Source organism: Halostagnicola sp. A56, assembly GCF_000691505.1.
GTDB lineage: Archaea > Halobacteriota > Halobacteria > Halobacteriales > Natrialbaceae > Halostagnicola.
The window spans coordinates 357824-374310 of sequence record NZ_JMIP02000017.1 but is presented as its reverse complement, the minus strand read 5'-3'; the positions used below and the strand labels follow the sequence as shown (position 1 = coordinate 374310).

16 protein-coding genes, 2 tRNA genes and 1 pseudogene are annotated in these 16487 nt (G+C 61.3%); 12 read left to right on the top strand and 7 right to left on the bottom strand.

What is annotated here, in order from left to right:
• Positions 1 to 34 precede the first annotated feature (34 nt).
• The 6 genes and pseudogenes from EL22_RS08975 to EL22_RS08950 all read left to right on the top strand — a co-directional run bounded on the left by EL22_RS08975 (position 35) and on the right by EL22_RS08950 (position 4660).
• Positions 35 to 811: pseudogene (locus EL22_RS08975) on the top strand (IS5 family transposase).
• Positions 812 to 984: 173 nt separating this feature from the next.
• Complete coding sequence (locus EL22_RS08970; RefSeq protein ID WP_050051159.1) at positions 985 to 1899, top strand: tripartite tricarboxylate transporter substrate binding protein; 915 nt, start codon at positions 985 to 987, stop codon at positions 1897 to 1899.
• A gap of 205 nt (positions 1900 to 2104) precedes the next feature.
• Positions 2105 to 2470, top strand: coding sequence for a hypothetical protein (locus EL22_RS08965; RefSeq protein WP_050051158.1), 366 nt, complete (start codon positions 2105 to 2107; stop codon positions 2468 to 2470).
• 227 nt (positions 2471 to 2697) lie between these two features.
• Positions 2698 to 3300, top strand: coding sequence for a superoxide dismutase (sod, locus tag EL22_RS08960; RefSeq protein WP_050051157.1), 603 nt, complete (start codon positions 2698 to 2700; stop codon positions 3298 to 3300).
• Between the two features lie 137 nt (positions 3301 to 3437).
• On the top strand, positions 3438 to 3704 hold the full coding sequence (locus EL22_RS08955; RefSeq protein ID WP_050051156.1) for a DUF5827 family protein: 267 nt from the start codon (positions 3438 to 3440) through the stop codon (positions 3702 to 3704).
• A gap of 131 nt (positions 3705 to 3835) precedes the next feature.
• On the top strand, positions 3836 to 4660 hold the full coding sequence (locus EL22_RS08950; RefSeq protein WP_050051155.1) for an ATPase: 825 nt from the start codon (positions 3836 to 3838) through the stop codon (positions 4658 to 4660).
• Here the strand turns inward: EL22_RS08950 and EL22_RS08945 are convergent.
• Positions 4657 to 5256 (bottom strand): MBL fold metallo-hydrolase, encoded by a 600-nt coding sequence (locus tag EL22_RS08945; protein ID WP_050051154.1) that lies wholly within the window; start codon positions 5254 to 5256, stop codon positions 4657 to 4659. The genes EL22_RS08950 and EL22_RS08945 overlap by 4 nt on opposite strands.
• A gap of 227 nt (positions 5257 to 5483) precedes the next feature.
• Between EL22_RS08945 and EL22_RS08940 the strand changes: the two genes are divergently transcribed.
• Both EL22_RS08940 and EL22_RS08935 read left to right on the top strand, forming a co-directional pair.
• Positions 5484 to 6686, top strand: a complete 1203-nt coding sequence (locus EL22_RS08940; RefSeq protein ID WP_050051153.1) for a MarR family transcriptional regulator — start codon at positions 5484 to 5486, stop codon at positions 6684 to 6686.
• A gap of 75 nt (positions 6687 to 6761) precedes the next feature.
• Positions 6762 to 6836, top strand: a tRNA-Glu gene (locus EL22_RS08935).
• A gap of 331 nt (positions 6837 to 7167) precedes the next feature.
• Here EL22_RS08935 and EL22_RS17145 read toward each other — a convergent pair.
• Both EL22_RS17145 and EL22_RS08930 read right to left on the bottom strand, forming a co-directional pair.
• Positions 7168 to 7343, bottom strand: a tRNA-Trp gene (locus tag EL22_RS17145).
• Positions 7344 to 7388: 45 nt separating this feature from the next.
• Positions 7389 to 8285, bottom strand: coding sequence for a DUF5794 domain-containing protein (locus EL22_RS08930; protein WP_050051152.1), 897 nt, complete (start codon positions 8283 to 8285; stop codon positions 7389 to 7391).
• A 482-nt stretch (positions 8286 to 8767) separates the two neighbouring features.
• Between EL22_RS08930 and guaB the strand changes: the two genes are divergently transcribed.
• Positions 8768 to 10270: an IMP dehydrogenase gene (gene guaB / locus EL22_RS08925; protein WP_050051151.1), complete on the top strand. Its 1503-nt coding sequence runs from the start codon at positions 8768 to 8770 to the stop codon at positions 10268 to 10270.
• 30 nt (positions 10271 to 10300) lie between these two features.
• Here the strand turns inward: guaB and EL22_RS08920 are convergent, their stop codons facing one another.
• Together EL22_RS08920 and EL22_RS08915 are read right to left on the bottom strand one after the other, a co-directional pair.
• A complete protein-coding gene (locus EL22_RS08920) occupies positions 10301 to 10780 on the bottom strand; it encodes a cupin domain-containing protein (RefSeq protein WP_050051150.1) in 480 nt (159 codons plus the stop codon).
• 112 nt (positions 10781 to 10892) lie between these two features.
• Complete coding sequence (locus EL22_RS08915) at positions 10893 to 12401, bottom strand: aldehyde dehydrogenase family protein (protein WP_050051149.1); 1509 nt, start codon at positions 12399 to 12401, stop codon at positions 10893 to 10895.
• 146 nt (positions 12402 to 12547) lie between these two features.
• Here EL22_RS08915 and EL22_RS08910 point away from each other — a divergent pair, with 146 nt between their 5' ends.
• Positions 12548 to 13024 (top strand): hypothetical protein, encoded by a 477-nt coding sequence (locus EL22_RS08910; RefSeq protein ID WP_050051148.1) that lies wholly within the window; start codon positions 12548 to 12550, stop codon positions 13022 to 13024.
• Positions 13025 to 13161: 137 nt separating this feature from the next.
• Here EL22_RS08910 and EL22_RS08905 read toward each other — a convergent pair whose 3' ends face one another.
• Both EL22_RS08905 and EL22_RS08900 read right to left on the bottom strand, forming a co-directional pair.
• Positions 13162 to 14913 (bottom strand): YcaO-like family protein, encoded by a 1752-nt coding sequence (locus EL22_RS08905; RefSeq protein ID WP_050051147.1) that lies wholly within the window; start codon positions 14911 to 14913, stop codon positions 13162 to 13164.
• Between the two features lie 469 nt (positions 14914 to 15382).
• On the bottom strand, positions 15383 to 15568 hold the full coding sequence (locus EL22_RS08900; protein ID WP_050051146.1) for a hypothetical protein: 186 nt from the start codon (positions 15566 to 15568) through the stop codon (positions 15383 to 15385).
• 165 nt (positions 15569 to 15733) lie between these two features.
• On the opposite strand from EL22_RS08900, the gene EL22_RS08895 reads away from it, so the two are divergent.
• Together EL22_RS08895 and EL22_RS08890 are read left to right on the top strand one after the other, a co-directional pair.
• Positions 15734 to 15913, top strand: a complete 180-nt coding sequence (locus EL22_RS08895; RefSeq protein ID WP_050051145.1) for a protein translocase SEC61 complex subunit gamma — start codon at positions 15734 to 15736, stop codon at positions 15911 to 15913.
• On the top strand, positions 15913 to 16350 hold the full coding sequence (locus tag EL22_RS08890) for a transcription elongation factor Spt5 (RefSeq protein WP_050051144.1): 438 nt from the start codon (positions 15913 to 15915) through the stop codon (positions 16348 to 16350). Before EL22_RS08895 ends, EL22_RS08890 begins: the two co-directional genes overlap by 1 nt.
• The last annotated feature ends 137 nt before the right edge of the window (positions 16351 to 16487 follow it).

The following is a 16487-nucleotide window of genomic DNA, read 5'->3' as shown; positions in this document are numbered from 1 at the left end:
ATGAGGTAGTTGAAGCGGGCAATCGCCGATGTCTATGTCGAGGGTCTTACGCTTCACGAAGAAAGCGGTCCTGTTAGCTCAAAATGCTGTCGGTGGCCGAGGCGAAGTTACTGCCTCGAAGGGGTGGTGGCTTCGCCGACTACGCCGTTGTGTCGCTGCACTGTTTGCGAGTTTACTTGGAGAAATCGTACGAGAAGAACTCGATTTACTGAGCGAAATGCTACATACTCTCGTGAATATTGGCCTTGAGCCGGCCGATACCCCGGATCATTCGACGTTAGTCAAGTAGTTTGATAGAAGCCAGGCCGCACTCTGGCGAGTGTTGCTGCATCTCTCGGGAGCGACTACACGACCCGAGCGGTTACGCCGCGATAGACGCAACGTTTTTCGACGCGAAAACGCCAGCAAACACCATCAGTGGACGGATTACTGGGTTCATACGCTCAAAGCGACAGCTCTCATCAATACAGGAAGCCAAGCGATTCTGGACGTTCACTGTACGACCGAAAAACATCACGATACACAGCTCGGCTGGCGACAAAGGGTATGATTGGGTGAAATTACGCGGGAACTCCGTGAAGACGGCGTAAGACCACTGATCAAACATCGTGAGCTCCGCCCCATCAATCACGCGCATAACGCGCGGACCGATGGGCTTCGGTACCGTCAACGATCGATGTGTGAAACTGCCTTCTCAACGATCAAGCGCACGCTCGGCGACGCCGAGCGTGCACAATCTTGATTCGGCGAATTCCGTGAACTCGTTCTGATGTGTGCAGTTCACAACATCAAGCCGTCTCTGAAACAGTGAAATTAAGATATGTCTGGTGATTCACCACGGACGATAGAAAGGGAATTTGAGGACAAAGCGATCCACAGTACTGATTATATTCTCACCGTCGATGATCGTGCCTATATCAATAGTCTTTCATGGAAGAGCGTTATGGTAAGTATTAAGTAGTGCGTGTCGAACTAACATACTGCATGTACAGTAGGCGTACATATGTCACGGCTGCAGGTAGCATCGGAACTGGACTGCTCGCTGGCTGCCTCGGCGGCAACGAAAGTGGTGGAGAGTATCCCAACGATCAGTTCCACGCCGTTATTTCATGGGGACAGGGTGGCGGGACTGACATCTATACGCGAAAGATTGTACAAGAAATCGCAGACAACCACGATGTAGGTGTCCAGTTCGAGAATATTGAAGGCGCAGCGGGAATGCAGGGGTTAAGTCAGATCTACAGTGCCGATCCAGACGGATACACCTTCGGACCAATCAACTCGCCTGACGTGGCCCAGTTCCTCATTCAGGAGCCTGGGTTCAGCGTCACGGACTACAGCTACATAGGCGGTTATGCGCGTACCGTTTGGGTGGTGATAACGAGCCCCGGTGCTGGGTTAGACGACTTTGGGACGATTGCTGACGCATACGGGAGTGGCGATATTGAGGCGATCGGCGGACAACCCACTGGCTCCCCAAGCCATATCCTCTCCGAAACGATGAAGGGACGACTCGATATTCAGTGGGAGAACTACATTGCGTACAACGGGAGTGGTCCTGTCATTGAGGCAGTTGCCAGCGGTGAGGTGCCGGTCGGTATCGTCACCGAGACGGCCGCTCAAGACGCACAGAGTCAGGTTAATGTGACCACCGCATTACATAGTGACGGGAGCGGCGTATTCCCCGACCTGCCGACATACACCGATGCCGGGTACGATTCTGCCATTGACTTCATGGGCGGTTTCTCACGATCAATCGTCGCGCCGCCGGGGCTTTCGGATAATAAACAACAGACCTTAACCGATAGCCTCAAAGAGACTCTTCAGAGTGACTCGATGGCGGAGTGGAGCGAGGAGACGGGCAACGCTATCAAATTAACTGCTGACAACTCAATTTAAGTTTACGGGCTGTCAGGTGCAACACTGGTGGAAAGTTATACTGCCTGTACCGGACTCACAGGTAGCATCTGGCGGCGAATATATTTGAAAGAAGGTTTCAGACAGCAGATGTGTAATATTACCGAAGGGCGTAACATCTAATGTGTCTCCTGCAATAGGGGCTAGTGGTGGTTTCGAATGGTAACGTACGGTAGGTGGTCACTGGATGGGTAAAACAGAGCGTGAATCAACAGCGATGCGAGCGACGACATCGCCGTCGCTGGATCTGGTGTTCAACCTGCTTTCGGTCCGCAGGCGACGATACGCGCTGTACTATCTCACAGAACAAACCGATGGCATCACGACGTTCGACAAGCTCGTCGACGACATACTCGCCCGAGAGGCAGATTCCGAGAATCGGGAAGAACACAAGCAACAGATACAGACCTCTTTACAGCACGTTCATCTGCCTCGTCTCGAGGATGCGGGGATTTTAGAGTACGACGCCAGAAGCGATACCGTTCGCTACTGGCAACAGCCGACGCTCGAGGAGTGGCTCGAGCACGCACGGCACAAGGAATTCATCGACTAAACTCGGCTCGACCGACTACGCACGACTCGACGCTCGAGTGGACGACCTACCGTACTGGCGAGGTATGCGTACGGTCCCTGAAAGTTTTAACAGCGCGTTCGTGGTGAACGCAAGTGGGAGTGAGCGCCTGTACGTCCGAGATCACGACATTCGTGACCCGTGGTATCATTTCACTCCTTAAAGCTTAACAGGTTAGCGACCGAGAAACAACGTAGAGGTTACCAACGATGACTGACCACGAACTTCCACCGCTTCCATACGACTACGACGCGTTAGAACCGGCACTCTCCGAACAGGTGCTGACCTGGCACCACGACACCCACCATCAGGGATATGTCAACGGCCTTAACAGCGCCGAGGAAACCCTCGCCGAAAACCGCGAGAACGGCGACTTCGATTCGACGCCCGGCGCACTCAGCAACGTCACGCACAACGGCTGTGGCCACTATCTCCACACGCTGTTCTGGGAGAACATGGCCCCCGACGGCGGCGGCGAACCGTCGGGCGAGCTCGCCGATCGCATCGAAGAAGACTTCGGCTCCTACGAAGCCTGGAAAGGCGAGTTCGAAGCGGCAGCGGGTGCCGCAGGCGGCTGGGCGCTGCTGGTATACGACCCGGTCTCGAAGCAGCTTCGCAACATCGCCGTCGACAAGCACGATCAGGGCGCACTCTGGGGATCGCACCCGATTCTCGCACTCGACGTCTGGGAACACTCTTACTACTACGACTACGGCCCGGACCGCGGAAGCTTCATCGACAGCTTCTTCGACGTCGTCAACTGGGACAAAGCGGCCGAGGAGTACCAGACCTGCCTCGACCACTTCGAGTAAACCGATACGTTCCATTTTTCGCCGCGAGAGCGGTTTCGTGATCAGAGCCCTCGATCGACCACGAGTCGTCGGCGACCGCGTCGTGACCACCGACCGAAACCAGACGGTTTACCCGCGGGTCCGCCCTACCGTCTCCCATGCCCGTTCCGAAATCCGAATTCGACAGCTTGCCCCCGTGTGATTTCTACACGCCGGCCGAACTGCTCGAGACGGACCAGATGTACACCGTCTACGAGATCGCCCGCCTTCTGCAGGGACTCGAGCCGGACGCGGACATCGACCGGGAGACCGAGGACATCCTGCTCGACTGGGCGATTCCGTGGGTGATGACCAACGCCGGCGACCTCGTGGTCGCCGAACCGCGCGACGAGGACGAGCCCGGCTACTACGGGCTGAAAGAGTGATCTCGCCGGATTAACGAAGCCCGATCCACTGGTAGCGATATGACACGATCGATACGACGATCGCACGCCGTGTTGGCGCTCGTTTCGACCAGAAACGAATCGCCGCGCGTGTACGTGGGGAGGAAAGAGCCGTGAACGTTCTCGTCGCCGGCGGGGACCGCGTCGACGCCGGCAAGACCACGTTCTCGATGGGCTTGCTCGAGCGAACCGGTGCGCTCGGGTACAAACCGCGCGCGGCGAACGACTACTGGTTCGACCACGACGACTGTCTCGAGGCGCTCTCTCGAGGGCGACTCTACGGCAAGGACGCGGCGAAGTTGGCAGACGCAGAGCGAGCCGATAGGGATCCGGAGGCGCTCAATCCGGTCCACAGGCTCTGGCAGCCCGCAGCCGACGACTCGGCCGGCATTTTGGGCCGTCGCGACCGCGAATTCGTCGTCGACCGGGTCACTCGCCCCGACGGCGACAAGCCGCTGTACGTTCACAACGGGACCGTGGAGGTCCCGGAACTCGTCGCAGAATCGCTGCCGCTCGAGGACGCGGTGACCGTCGAGTCGCTCGCGGAGTTGAACGATCTGATGGAAGCGGCGTATCTCCCGGCGTTTCGAGCGCTCTCGGAGGAGATCGCGGCAACCGAGTTGGCCGTCGTCGAATCCTACGGTGACGTCGCCCGTCCGCTCGAGTCCATAGCGGCGGACACGGTCTCGGCGGTCGCGGTCGTCGAGCCGGGAGGCGTCCGGATCTACGACGGCGGTCGATTCTGTCGGGCCTGTTCGGTTGCCGGCTCGAGTTCGGGCGCTGGGACGCTCGAAACGCGGGTTCCAGACGTCGTCGACTCGATCGAACCGATCGATCGCGCGTCGTTACCGCCGTTGGCTAGCGAGGATCGCACTGATCCACCCGCGGTCGCCGAGGCGTACGAGTCCGCGTACGCGGCGTTACTCGAGGCGCTCTAACTCTGTGGAGGGTCCTCGGCGTCGTTGAGCGCTTGCTGTGCCGACAGGTCCACGGAGCCGTAGGGGTTCGTCGTCACGCTCTGGCCGTGTCCCGCGTACATGACCTGCAAATCCTTCTCGATCATATCGAGGACATCGTGGATGCTCAGGACGAGCTCCTGGTGGTCTCCCTCGGGGAGGTCGGTCCGACCGTAGCTTCCGTGCTCGAAGATCAGATCGCCAGCGAAGAGAACGCCGGGTTCACGGGCGTACAAACAGAGGTGGTCGTCTTTGTGCCCGGGCGTGTGCATCGCGACGTACTCGTGATCGCCGAGCACGACGGTGTCCTCGTCTGCGATTTCGTTGTCGACGCCCTCGACCGAGGTATCGAATCCCCACGCCTCGACGTCGAAGGCGTCCGTTACTGCCTCGAGGTTCGCGACGTGGTCTTTGTGGGTGTGTGTGAGGACGACGGCGTCTATGTCGTCGACGCGAGCCTCGATCTCGGAGACGACGTCGAAGTTCGCACCCGCGTCGACCAACACGGTTCGATCGCCGGTCACCAGGAATACGTTGCTCGTGAACGCGTGAACGTCTTCGGCGAGGTTCTCGACCATACCGGCCCTACGGGATCGGTCACTTTGTGCGTGTCGACATCGGTGAATCTCCCGTTCGTACACTGACCTGGCAGGGCGGACGAGGGGAGGGGCGTGACGATCGACTCGAGCCGACGTGACCGCTATTTCAGGTTCGATCGGCCGACCGTCAGATACTGTTCAACTAGCGTGAGCGTCCGTAAGTCACTTCACAAGGACTTTTAGCACTGGCACGTAGTAGTAGACGAATGACGCGGTCGCTCCTGGTCGGACTTCTCGTCCTCGTCCTCGTCCTTGGAACCGTCGGTAGCGCCTCGACGTTCGCGAGTGGGCCAGACGCTCCAACGGCGACCAGCGACACCGCCCCGGCGGTCGACGAGCACTCGATCGAACCCGGCATCGAGCCGGCCGGAACGAGTCAGGAGTTCGACGAAGTCGCCTTCGAGATAACGATCCACGAGAACGGAAGCGCAACCTGGACGTTCCAGTACGAACGCGCCCTCGAGAACGAGAGCAACGCAGAGACCAACGAGTCCAAGGCGTTCCGCGAGTGGGCCAACGACTTCGAATCGGAGGAGACCGAACTCTACGAGGACTTTCAGTACCAGGCCGAGAACCTGACCGAGTCGGGCGTCGAACGCTCGGGGCGGGACGCATCGGCGACCGACTTCGAGCGAGAGGCCTCCATCGAACAGGAAGGCATCAACAACATGGGCAACGAAACCGGCGTCGTGGAGATGTCGTTCGTCTGGAACGGGTTCGCGGAAGTCGAACGGGACGGCACGGTCCGCGCCGGCGACGTGTTCGACGAGTGGGTCCTCCTCGAGGATCAGCGCTTTACGGTCTCTGTCGACGGCGCGCTCGCGTTCCAGTCGGTCCACGAAGAGGGCGAGTACAACAGCGACACGCTCGCGGACGCAAACAGTGTCACCTGGTCCGGGAAAATGGAGTTTATTCCCGGGGAGCCCCAGATCGTCCTCGAGAACACGGAACGCTCGAGTGCGACGGGCCCTGTCGGTGCGTTAGACTGGTTGGGATCGAACGGAACCGGTCCGCTCCTAGTACTCGCCCTGATTATCGCCGCACTGCTCGGCGCGGGGATGGTTGTTCGATCGCGGGATGTGACTCGTTCCGGCGAATCCGCGGCCGAAGACGACTCGAGCCTATCGGAGGCCACGACGACGGCCACCGAACCCGATACGAACGGAGTTCAGGAGGCGGCGCTTTTGACCGACGAGGACCGGGTCGTCTCGATGATCGAGGACAACGGCGGCCGAATGAAACAGGTCGACATCGTCGAGGAAACCGGCTGGTCGAAATCGAAAGTCAGCATGCTCCTCTCGGAGATGGAAGACGAGGGGACGATCAGCAAACTCCGCGTCGGCCGCGAGAACATCATCAGCCTCGAGGGTCACGAACCCGAGGCGACGAAGTCCCCGTTCGACGAGTAGGTTCGTGTGCTATCGGTGGCCACCCCGCCGTCGAAACGGAATGCTTAAACGACAGTCGGCGGTACAAACGAATGCGCTCCGATGGTGTAGTCCGGCCAATCATATTGCCCTCTCACGGCAATGACCAGGGTTCGAATCCCTGTCGGAGCACTCATCCTTCCGCTGTTCCCTGGTTTTGAGCTGTGGCAATGAGTGTTCATCATGTTGCCCCAGGGCAAGCAAATAATTCGGACCGACGTATCGTATCGCTATCTGGCGATTAGCGGCTATTGCTCAACATCCCGACTCGGCGGATTCGATTCGGTAAAGAATACAACGTTCCACGCGCCAGCAGTGGAGACCAGAACGAAATCACGCACTCGAGACAGCGCTGGTCGTTTCGTTGGGTATCCCAGCGCTGCATTATGTCCACCTCCGAGGGACAGAAACCTCTTTACGGAGAGTTAATATCTTGGTTTTTAGAGTAAGTTTAACGGAGGAATGGGGTCGGAGGGATTTGAACCCCCGATCTACTGATATCTCCGGTGCGCCTCGGAACTCCAGAGGGTCATCACACGGACACTGATCAGGTGTCCGATCAGTATATCAGTCTGGAGTGTCGTCCCGGGCGCCGTAGCCTCTGGAGTCAGCCGCCATGCCTGGCTTGGCCACGACCCCTCGAGCAATCATAGAGCGATCCTCCCTAAAGCCGTTACGATTCGATCACAGCCAGGGGGCTCGGCCCGTGGTGTCGGTCGAATCGTCGCCGGGGTAGGTGTCGTCCTCGGAGTCGCTCGAGTCGGGCACCTTCGGTTCGGTGGCGTTCGATCGGTCTTCGGCGCTGCCGCCGTCCGGTCGGGGGGCGGTCTCGAGGGTTTCTCGAGCGGCCTCGCCGTCGAACTGGGGATCGATCGAGAGCACGGCGGCGACGAGCAGGGCCGCAAGCGGCGCCTCGCCGAAGGCCATCCCGAGCAGCGAGAGGGGGAGCAGTCCGAGCGCGACGGCGCTGCCGAATCGGAACCGGTCGATGTCCATGTAGGTCCGGAGGTATGGACCGGCGACGGCGACCGAGAGGGCGAACAGGACGCCGACGCCGGCCGCGAGGGTCCCGTTGGCGATCAGTGAGGGGTCGGCCTCGAAGGCCAATTCGGCCCCGCTCGGCTCGAGGCTCGCGACCAGCCCCAGCGCGATGATGATGCCGGGGTTCGGGATGTACTCGCCGACGGTGGCGCTCGCGGTGTGGGCCGCGATGGCCGCGATCACAAGCGCCGCGAAGCGTTCGAAGATGGCGATGTTCACGACGCTCTCGATCGTCGGCGCGAGCGCCGCCTGTACCGCGGCGAGGGCGATCAACGGCAGGCCGACGACCAGGACGATGGCCGCCTGTTCTCTCGGCGAGCCGTTCATCTCCGCGAGGATCACGGCGACGGTCGCGCTGCCGCCGAAAATCAAGAGTCCGACCTGAATCGCGCCGAGCGGGTCGTCGACCGCGCCGGCGAGTATCATCGCCGGGAACACGCCGTCGACGAGCGGCAGGGCCATGACCAGCGCGAGCAGTTTGGCGTCGTCGCTGACGAATCGCTCGAGGCTGAGTGCGACCGGGTGTTGTGACGTACTCATCGATCAGGGTCGATGGCCGTGACCCGGGGCCAGATGGGAGTGTAACGAACGGTCCCGTCCGGACTGGCGCGCATTGGGCCAGTCGTTAGACCGTTTCTGGCCTGCTGTGAGGTTCGAAAACCCGAATGTAAACGGTGCGATAGAAACTGCGCGCATCCGATCACCGGTTCGGGCCGTGGTGGAACTCACAGCGAACATATCGTAGGAAAGTCCTGCATTATTAATAAACGTTGTGTGAGACGTGGTTCCAATACTCCGCGGATCGTCCGTCGACAGTGTGCATTTCTCGACGGTAATGGACGACACTCCGCATTCGGTTTCTGATCGTTACATTCTGTCGGTGCCGAACGAACGTTCGATCGGGGTCGAGACCGGACCTCGAGTCTATCACTTCGACAGTTCCTCCCGTGGTCATCGGTGCCGCTCTACGGGCTGAAAGTGCAACACGCAACGTTTTTTGCCCGCGATTCCGGACAGTTTACATGGCGAACGACGTTCCCGAACACGAGCCGTATTCTTCGAAACTTCGAGTACCGGAAGCCCTGACTTTCGACGACGTGCTCCTTCGCCCGAAAGAGAGCCGCGTCGAACCCGACGACGCGGATCTGACGAGTCGCGTCTCGAAATCCGTCGAGGTCTCCGTTCCGATCATCTCCGCGGCGATGGATACCGTCACCGAGAGCGAGATGGCGGTTGCGATGGCTCGCCACGGCGGGCTCGGCGTCCTCCACCGGAACATGAACGTCGACGAGATGGTCGAGGAGATCCACCGCGTCAAAAGCGCCGACGACCTCATCATCCCGACCGACTCGGTCGTGACCGCCGATCCGGAGATGACCGTCCGGGAAGTCGACGAGATGATGGTCAGGGAAGGCGTCGGCGGAGCGCCCGTCGTCAACACGCGCGGGGAAGTTCTCGGCATCATCTCGAGTACGGACATCCGGCCCCACCTCGAGGTCAACGAAGACGATGCGGTCACCGAGGCGATGACCGACGAGGTCATCACGGCACCGGAGGATATCGACGCTCGTGATGCCTTCGACCTGATGTACGAACACAAGATCGAACGCGTCCCGGTCGTCGACGACGAGAACCTCCTCGTCGGACTCGTGACCATGCAGGGGATCCTCCAGCGCCGCGAGTACGGCGAGGCGGTTCGCGACGACGACGGGCGACTCCGCTGTGGCGTCGCCGTCGGCCCGTTCGAAACCGACCGCGCGGAGGCCGCCGACGAGGCCGGTGCCGACATCCTCTTTATCGACTGTGCCCACGCGCACAACCTGAACGTTATCGAGGGCGCTCGAGAGATCAAAGCGTCCGTCGATGCGGACGTCGTCGTCGGCAACGTCGGGACGCGAGAGGCGGCCGAGGATCTGGTCGACTTCGCCGACGGCATCAAAGTCGGCATCGGTCCGGGATCGATCTGTACGACGAGAGTCGTCTCGGGATCCGGAATGCCCCAGATCACCGCCGTTTCGCAGGTCGCAGATGTCGCGAGTCAACACGATGTGCCGGTGATCGCCGATGGCGGCATCCGGTACTCCGGAGACGCGATCAAGTCGATCGCCGCGGGCGCTGATGCGGTCATGCTCGGTTCGTACTTCGCCGGAACCGAAGAGGCGCCGGGTCGGGTCGTGACGATGAACGGCAAGAAGTACAAGCAGTACCGTGGCATGGGCTCGGTCGGCGCGATGAAGTCCGGCGACGGCGACCGGTACCTGAAAGACGAACCGCAGGACGACGACGAGTACGTCCCCGAAGGCGTCGAGGCCGCGACGCCGTACAAGGGCACCCTCGAGTCCGAACTCCACCAGCTCGCCGGCGGGATGCAGTCCGGAATGGGCTACGTCGGCGGCGTCACGATTCCCGAGTTCAAAGAGCGAAGCGAGTTCGTTCGCGTCTCGGCGGCCGGACAGGCCGAGAGCCACGCCCACGACGTCGTGATCACGGACGAAGCGCCGAACTACTCGCCGGCAGACGAGTGATCACGGCGGGGACTACCGACGCGGATCCGATTACGCGATCGTAAACGAATTGTCGCAGTTTGAGCAGTTGAGCCGGAAGCCGCCTTCGTCTGCGATCTCGAGGGCGTGTTTGGTTTCGGAATCGCAGGCCTGACAGTAGACGACCGATTCGATGTCCTCCCAGTTGTGACTCGAGTCGGGCGCGCCCAGGGCCCAGCCGACGAGGGGGCCGTCGCCCTCGTTGGTCCCCTGCTGAAACTCGCCGGGAGCGAATCGGACGAGTTCACCAGCGTCGACGGTGAGGGGTCCGTTTTCCGTCTCGAACGTCGCCGTCCCCTCGAGTACGTAGAAGACCTCTTCCTGATCGTGGTGAGTGTGATAGCCGCCCGAAAAGGACTCGCCCTGCTCGAGTTCGAAGTAGTTCATCGCGAAATCGGTCGTTCCGAGGGCGTCGGATACCGGCCGTCGAACTGACTGTGCTGCCATCGGATTCGGCTCGTTGTCGACCTCGTCGATTTCTACTTTCTCCATCGATTCGATATCGTTCGGTTCCGTCTTGAAAATACCGCCCTGCTCGAGTCGCTACGGCCTTGATCGAATCATTACCGCCCCGATTGGGAGGCGTGACTCGTCTCGAGTGCGCTCAGTATTCTCGGGGCTCGTGCTGGACAGAGATCCAGCGCGTGGTCGTAAACTCGTCTGCGATCCACTTGTCGTTGTATCGACCCATTCCAGAGGACTTGACGCCGCCGAACGGTGCCTGCGGATCGTCGTTGATCGGTTGGTCGTTGATGTGGATCATGCCGGATTCCACCCGATCTGCGATGTCGCGCGCTCGAGTGATATCCCGACAGTGGATCGACCCCGACAGCCCCATCGCCGTGTCGTTGGCCAGTTCGACCGCTTCCTCGTCGCTCGAAAACGGGATCACAGGCGCGATCGGTCCGAAGTGTTCGTTACAGGCCGCCGCCATATCGTTCGTCACGTTCGAGAGGACGGTCGGTTCGACGTAGGGGAAGTCGTACTCGCCGCCGGCTTCGACGACCGCGCCCGCGTCGACGGTTTTCTCGAGGTAGTCGGTCATCTCCTCGAACTGGGATTCGTTGATGATCGGCCCGACGATCGATTCGTCCTCGAGCGGGTCCCCGACGGGAACGTGTTCGGCGGCTTCGGCCAACCCCGCGACGTAGTCGTCGTAGACGTCCTCGTGGACGAGGTGTCGATTGATCGAGATACAGACCTGTCCCTGATGGGTGAACGACCCGAAGGCCCCGGCTTCGACCGCTCGCTCGAGGTCGGCGTCGTCGGTGACGATGTGGGCGTTGTTCCCGCCCAGTTCCAGCGCCGGGAAGTGGAAATTCTCGACCGCGTTGGTCGCCACGCGCCGACCGATCTCGGTCGACCCGGTAAACGAGATCACGTCCGGCACTTCGTGGCCCGAGAAGTGGTCGCCGATATCCTCGCCGTAGCCGGTGACGACGTTCAGGACGCCGTCCGGGAGCCCGGCTAGCTCGAACACTCGAGCGAGCAGCAATCCGCCGGTGACCGGCGTGTGCTCGTCGGGCTTCAGGACGACGCTGTTGCCGAGCGCCAGCGCCGGCGCGACGGCTCGCATCGAGAGTACCGTCGGGAAGTTCCACGGCGTGATGACTCCCACGACGCCGACCGGTTCCTCAACGACGATGTTCTCCTTTCCGGGAATCGTCGACTCGGAGCGCTCGCCGCGGTTTCGAAGCGCCATGCCAGCAGCGTGGGAGGCGACGCCGACGGCAGCCCCGCCTTCGAACTCGCCCTTCGCGCGGACGCCGCCACCCTCTATCGCGATCAGGTGGACGAGTTCCTCCATGTGTTCTTCGAGTATCTGTGCGGCCGTCGAGACGATTCGGGAGCGTTCCTGTGGTGGCGTCTCTGCCCACTCCGCCTGTGCCGTTTCCGCGATCTGGAACGCCTCGTCGAGGTCGTCGGTCGTTCCCCGCGGAACCTCGCCGATCGGTTCCTGCGTCGCCGGCGCGTTCACTGTGATGGTCGATCGGTCGGCCGGCGGTCGCCACTCGCCGTCGACGTACTGGGCGTTCCACCCCGCGTCCGGCGCGATTTCGACGTCGTCGACCGATCCGTATTGCGCTTCTCCTCGAGTTGTGGGTGCTTCCATGCGAACAGCTTCACTCACATCGTATATTATGTTTTGGAACTAACTAGTGTTGGTCTGCGAGCCGGACTCGTTTCCCGATGGCCGGAATCGCTGCGCGGCGGATTCGAAGAGTAATACATACAACCGTCCGGTACCGAGCCTCGAGTGTGAATCGCCGTACTGTACTCCAATCTGCGGGCATATTCGCGACCGTCGGATTAGCGGGCTGTGTCGGCAGTATTCGGGAACACTTCGAAGGCGAAATACGGAGTCCGATTCAGATCGAGATTTACAACGAATCCGATCAGACCCAGAACGTTCAACTCGAGGCTCGAGAACGGGGTACGGGTCGTGGGACCTACGATCAGAGCTACTCGGTGACGCCCGGCGAACGCATCGGTGCGCCGTCGCTTGAAGGGATCGAGCAGAGTCTGCAAGTCGTCCTCGTGGATCAGGCCGAGGGTGACAATCAGGTGGAGGTCGGAACCGTTACCCCCCAGACGATGCTCGTCTCGATCACGATCTACGAGGACGATCTCGACCTTCAGATTACCACGACCGCGGACGACGGCAACGAATCGACTGACGGCAACGAGTCCATCGAATCTGACGGCAACGAAACCGATAGTAACGCGTCTGCCTAATCGAAAACGATCAGACAGAACGGAAACAGTTGGTCGAACGAGCCGGGAAATCCGGCTATCCCGGCCTGACTCTCACTCGAGCGGTGTGGTTTTCAACTCGATTTCGAAGAAAGGACCGTTCTCGGAGGGCGGACGTCTCAGGGGTAGGGGTGGAACTCGCGTTCGAGATTGGGTTCGAAGCCGAGTTCATCGGGCACGTCGGTCGCGCGGTCGCCGAAGTACGGTTCGTTGGTGAAAAGCGGCTGTGCGCCGGGAACCACGACCCGAACCGCCTCGAATCCAAGCGCTTCGATGTCCCGAGTCGTCACCCGTGCCGCGTAGGGTCGAAGGCCCGCCGCGTTCGTCCGGGAGACGAGTTCCTCGAGGGCGTCCGTCCCGGTCGGCGCCGGGTCCGGGCCCACGCGGTCTGCGGGGATCGTTCGTTCGACGTCGACGAACTCCTTGACGGGGTCGGGAAACGACGCGTAGTGGCCGATCTGCCCGGTCGCGGTATCGGCCTCGTCCCGTCCGATTCCGCGGAGTTCCATCCAGTTCTGGAGCGCCTCTGCAAGCGCCGAGCGAGCGGCGGCGGTTCCGTCGAGCGCCGCCGCAGAGCCGGCGGCGAACCGGGGCCAGCGATCGTCGCCATCGGATTCGGCACCCTCCCGGTAGACGGCGACGGCGACGACGGGGACGTCCACGTCCTGGGTCACCAACAGCGCGGTCGCGGTGAGTCCCTCGCTGTGTGCCCTGCGCTCGAGTCGGTCGTAGGCCTCGTCCTCGACGGCGAGACCGATCGGTTCGTACGTCGAGTACCACGAGAGCATCGTCGCGTCGCGCTCTATCACCTCCGTCAGACCCGATCGAACGGCGTCCGCGGTCGAGGAACCAAGCCCGAGTCCGGTCGTGATCGACGGGACGAGCGGATCGCCGGGCTGGGGGAAGTGGACGGCCGCGGCGGGAAGCTGTGCCGACTCCCCGCTCTCGAGGTCGACGCCGTCGACCCAGCGACACGTCGTCGACGAATCGAACGCCGGCGCGTCTTCGGGCCGGACGAGCGCGAGCGGCGAGACGGGATTCTCGAGGTCGTCGACGGACGCGTGTCGGAACGCCGCGTCGCGATACACGCCGGCGCAGTAGCGCTCGAGGCCCTCGCCGACCGCCTTCATCAGCGCGGCGTTCCAGTCGTCGTCGACGCCGGCTGATTGCTTCGAGGCGCTCGCGTCGCTGAACGGGTCGGTATCGGCGAGCGTCGCGAGGTAGTACGGTGCCGGGAACGACTCGGCCTCGCCGATCGAGTGGACCGGTCCAAGCCGGGAGTCGATCGCCAGTTCGGCTCGCTCGACCGCCTGCTCGAGTTCGAGCGACTCCTCGTCGGTGAGATCAAGCGTCCGGTTCCGTCCGTCGCTTTCGCACTCGCAGGTCGGGACCGGGAGACACCGCCGGCTCGCATAGGGGAGTTCGCGAACGCGGCCCACGATCGATTCCGCGTCCCCGCTGAACGTCCGAACGCACTCGCGGCCCGCGATCGCCCCGGCGAGTCGCGCCGCGCTTCGATCCGCGCTCGGCTGTTCGACCGGCTCGTCGCTCGCTCGAGTCGAGGCGACGCGCTGGCGGAGACAGTTATAGCAGGCCGTCGCCGGCGCGAACCCCGACACGGCCGCGTCGACGTCTGCGATCGGGTGGCCGCCGACGCCGCCGATCTCGACGGCGATCCAGGGGGTTTCTCCCGCTCGAGTCGTATCCAGCGCCTGCTCGAACGTGTCCGAGCCGATGACGTCGCTGACGATCGCGAACCGGGCGTCGGAAAGCGCCGTCGGCTCGGCGTCTCGGGTCGTGATATCGATATCGGACAGCGCGGCGTCGATAGCGGCTCGAACCGGGTCGTCGGCGACGACGTGGACCTCCATACCCGACCGATCGGCTGCCGGGGGCAAAAGAATCCCGTTCGCGGAGTTCCCTCGAGGCGTATCCGGCTGTGGATACTTTCCGACGGGGTGTCGTAGAAGAGTACTCACACCGCTCTGGGGCGTCCGACGAATGGTCAGTATCAGATTCCGGCCCCCACCTCTCTGTTTCAGCCCGTTTGAGTGGCCCAAGTGGTAACCGTTTGGGTCTCGTAGTCACGTCTGGATGAAACCATCAACAGCGGTCCTCGTGTTTGGTGCAATTTTGTTCGTACTTCCAGTTCCCGGCACGTTTATCGCCGGTGGACTGGTACTCCTCGCAGGGGCACTCGCGCGGTGGCTTGGTTCGTAGCACGATGATTGTTCGAACCCGGTGAATCGGGTAGTTCCAATGGCTGACAACGAGCTCGCGCCGTGGTATCGAACGTGAGCGGTGTGCGTACCGACGGTGGTCGGCCTCAGCCGAGAGATCTCACTCCTCGGATTCCTCGCGCGAATCTTCGTCGGTCTCGGAACGCGGCGTGTTCTGCGTCCCCAGGTCGTCGCTCCCGTCGTCGACCTCCTCGGGGTTGCGGTCAATCCGCTCGAGTTCGTCTTCGATCTCCGCCTCTCGTTCCGCTTCGTACTCGTCTCGCCGGTCGGTGTCGTCTTCTGCCATACCGGGCGTCCGGTCTCCTGCGGGTTGATTAGCCTGCCGTCAGTTGCAACGTCGGTACCGGTCGAGCGAGACGTATCGGGATCGGGTACGAATCCGAATCGCCCCCGATGAAAGAAATTGGACACGAAAGACAAATAAAAGGGCGCGTTCTCTAAACACACATATATGGACGTTCCGTACGATCTCACCTCGTACGTCAGGGTGTTAAAAATGGCAAAGACACCGTCGACGAACGAGTTCCTGCAGGTTTCGAAAATCGCCGGCGCTGGAATCATCTTCATCGGTCTCGTCGGGTTCATCATCGGTACGATCATGGTGTTCCTGACCAGTGCAGGTGGCGCCTAATGGCGATCTACGCAGTCAAAACCACAGCGAGTCAAGAACGCACCGTCGCGGACATGATCATTAACCGCGAGGAGCCGGATATTCACGCCGCGCTCGCACCCGACTCGCTGACCTCCTACGTGATGGTCGAGGCCGACGGGAGCGCGGTAATCAACCGCGTGCTCGAGGACATTCCGCACGCCCGAACCATCGTTCCGGGCGAGTCAGATATTTCGGAGGTCGAACACTTCCTCTCGCCGAAACCGGACGTCGAAGGGATCGCGGAAGGCGACATCGTCGAACTCATCGCTGGGCCGTTCAAAGGCGAGAAAGCGCAGGTGCAACGCATCGACGAGGGCAAGGATCAGGTGACCGTCGAACTGTACGAGGCGACGGTTCCGATTCCGGTCACGGTTCGGGGCGACCAGATTCGCGTGTTGGATAGCGACGAGCGGTAGCGAGTCGGTTCACTCGGCGTGGTGCGCCGAGGTCGTTTTATACTAAATTTTGCACGGAGTGAACGCTGAGCGAAGCAAAGTGATCCAATGACGTAGAATTGTAGAGTGCGACGGACGCGAGGACTGTCAGCGACGTA

What these genes read in the sequence shown, in the direction of transcription:
- EL22_RS08900 (WP_050051146.1), bottom strand. Translation starts at nt 15,568, where the DNA reads ATGGCAGAAGACGACACCGACCGGCGAGACGAGTACGAAGCGGAACGA.
- EL22_RS08970 (WP_050051159.1), top strand. Translation starts at nt 985, where the DNA reads ATGTACAGTAGGCGTACATATGTCACGGCTGCAGGTAGCATCGGAACT.
- EL22_RS08915 (WP_050051149.1), bottom strand. Translation starts at nt 12,401, where the DNA reads ATGGAAGCACCCACAACTCGAGGAGAAGCGCAATACGGATCGGTCGAC.
- sod (WP_050051157.1), top strand. Translation starts at nt 2,698, where the DNA reads ATGACTGACCACGAACTTCCACCGCTTCCATACGACTACGACGCGTTA.
- EL22_RS08940 (WP_050051153.1), top strand. Translation starts at nt 5,484, where the DNA reads ATGACGCGGTCGCTCCTGGTCGGACTTCTCGTCCTCGTCCTCGTCCTT.
- EL22_RS08945 (WP_050051154.1), bottom strand. Translation starts at nt 5,256, where the DNA reads ATGGTCGAGAACCTCGCCGAAGACGTTCACGCGTTCACGAGCAACGTA.
- guaB (WP_050051151.1), top strand. Translation starts at nt 8,768, where the DNA reads ATGGCGAACGACGTTCCCGAACACGAGCCGTATTCTTCGAAACTTCGA.
- EL22_RS08955 (WP_050051156.1), top strand. Translation starts at nt 3,438, where the DNA reads ATGCCCGTTCCGAAATCCGAATTCGACAGCTTGCCCCCGTGTGATTTC.
- EL22_RS08895 (WP_050051145.1), top strand. Translation starts at nt 15,734, where the DNA reads ATGGACGTTCCGTACGATCTCACCTCGTACGTCAGGGTGTTAAAAATG.
- EL22_RS08905 (WP_050051147.1), bottom strand. Translation starts at nt 14,913, where the DNA reads ATGGAGGTCCACGTCGTCGCCGACGACCCGGTTCGAGCCGCTATCGAC.
- EL22_RS08930 (WP_050051152.1), bottom strand. Translation starts at nt 8,285, where the DNA reads ATGAGTACGTCACAACACCCGGTCGCACTCAGCCTCGAGCGATTCGTC.
- EL22_RS08920 (WP_050051150.1), bottom strand. Translation starts at nt 10,780, where the DNA reads ATGGAGAAAGTAGAAATCGACGAGGTCGACAACGAGCCGAATCCGATG.
- EL22_RS08890 (WP_050051144.1), top strand. Translation starts at nt 15,913, where the DNA reads ATGGCGATCTACGCAGTCAAAACCACAGCGAGTCAAGAACGCACCGTC.
- EL22_RS08965 (WP_050051158.1), top strand. Translation starts at nt 2,105, where the DNA reads ATGGGTAAAACAGAGCGTGAATCAACAGCGATGCGAGCGACGACATCG.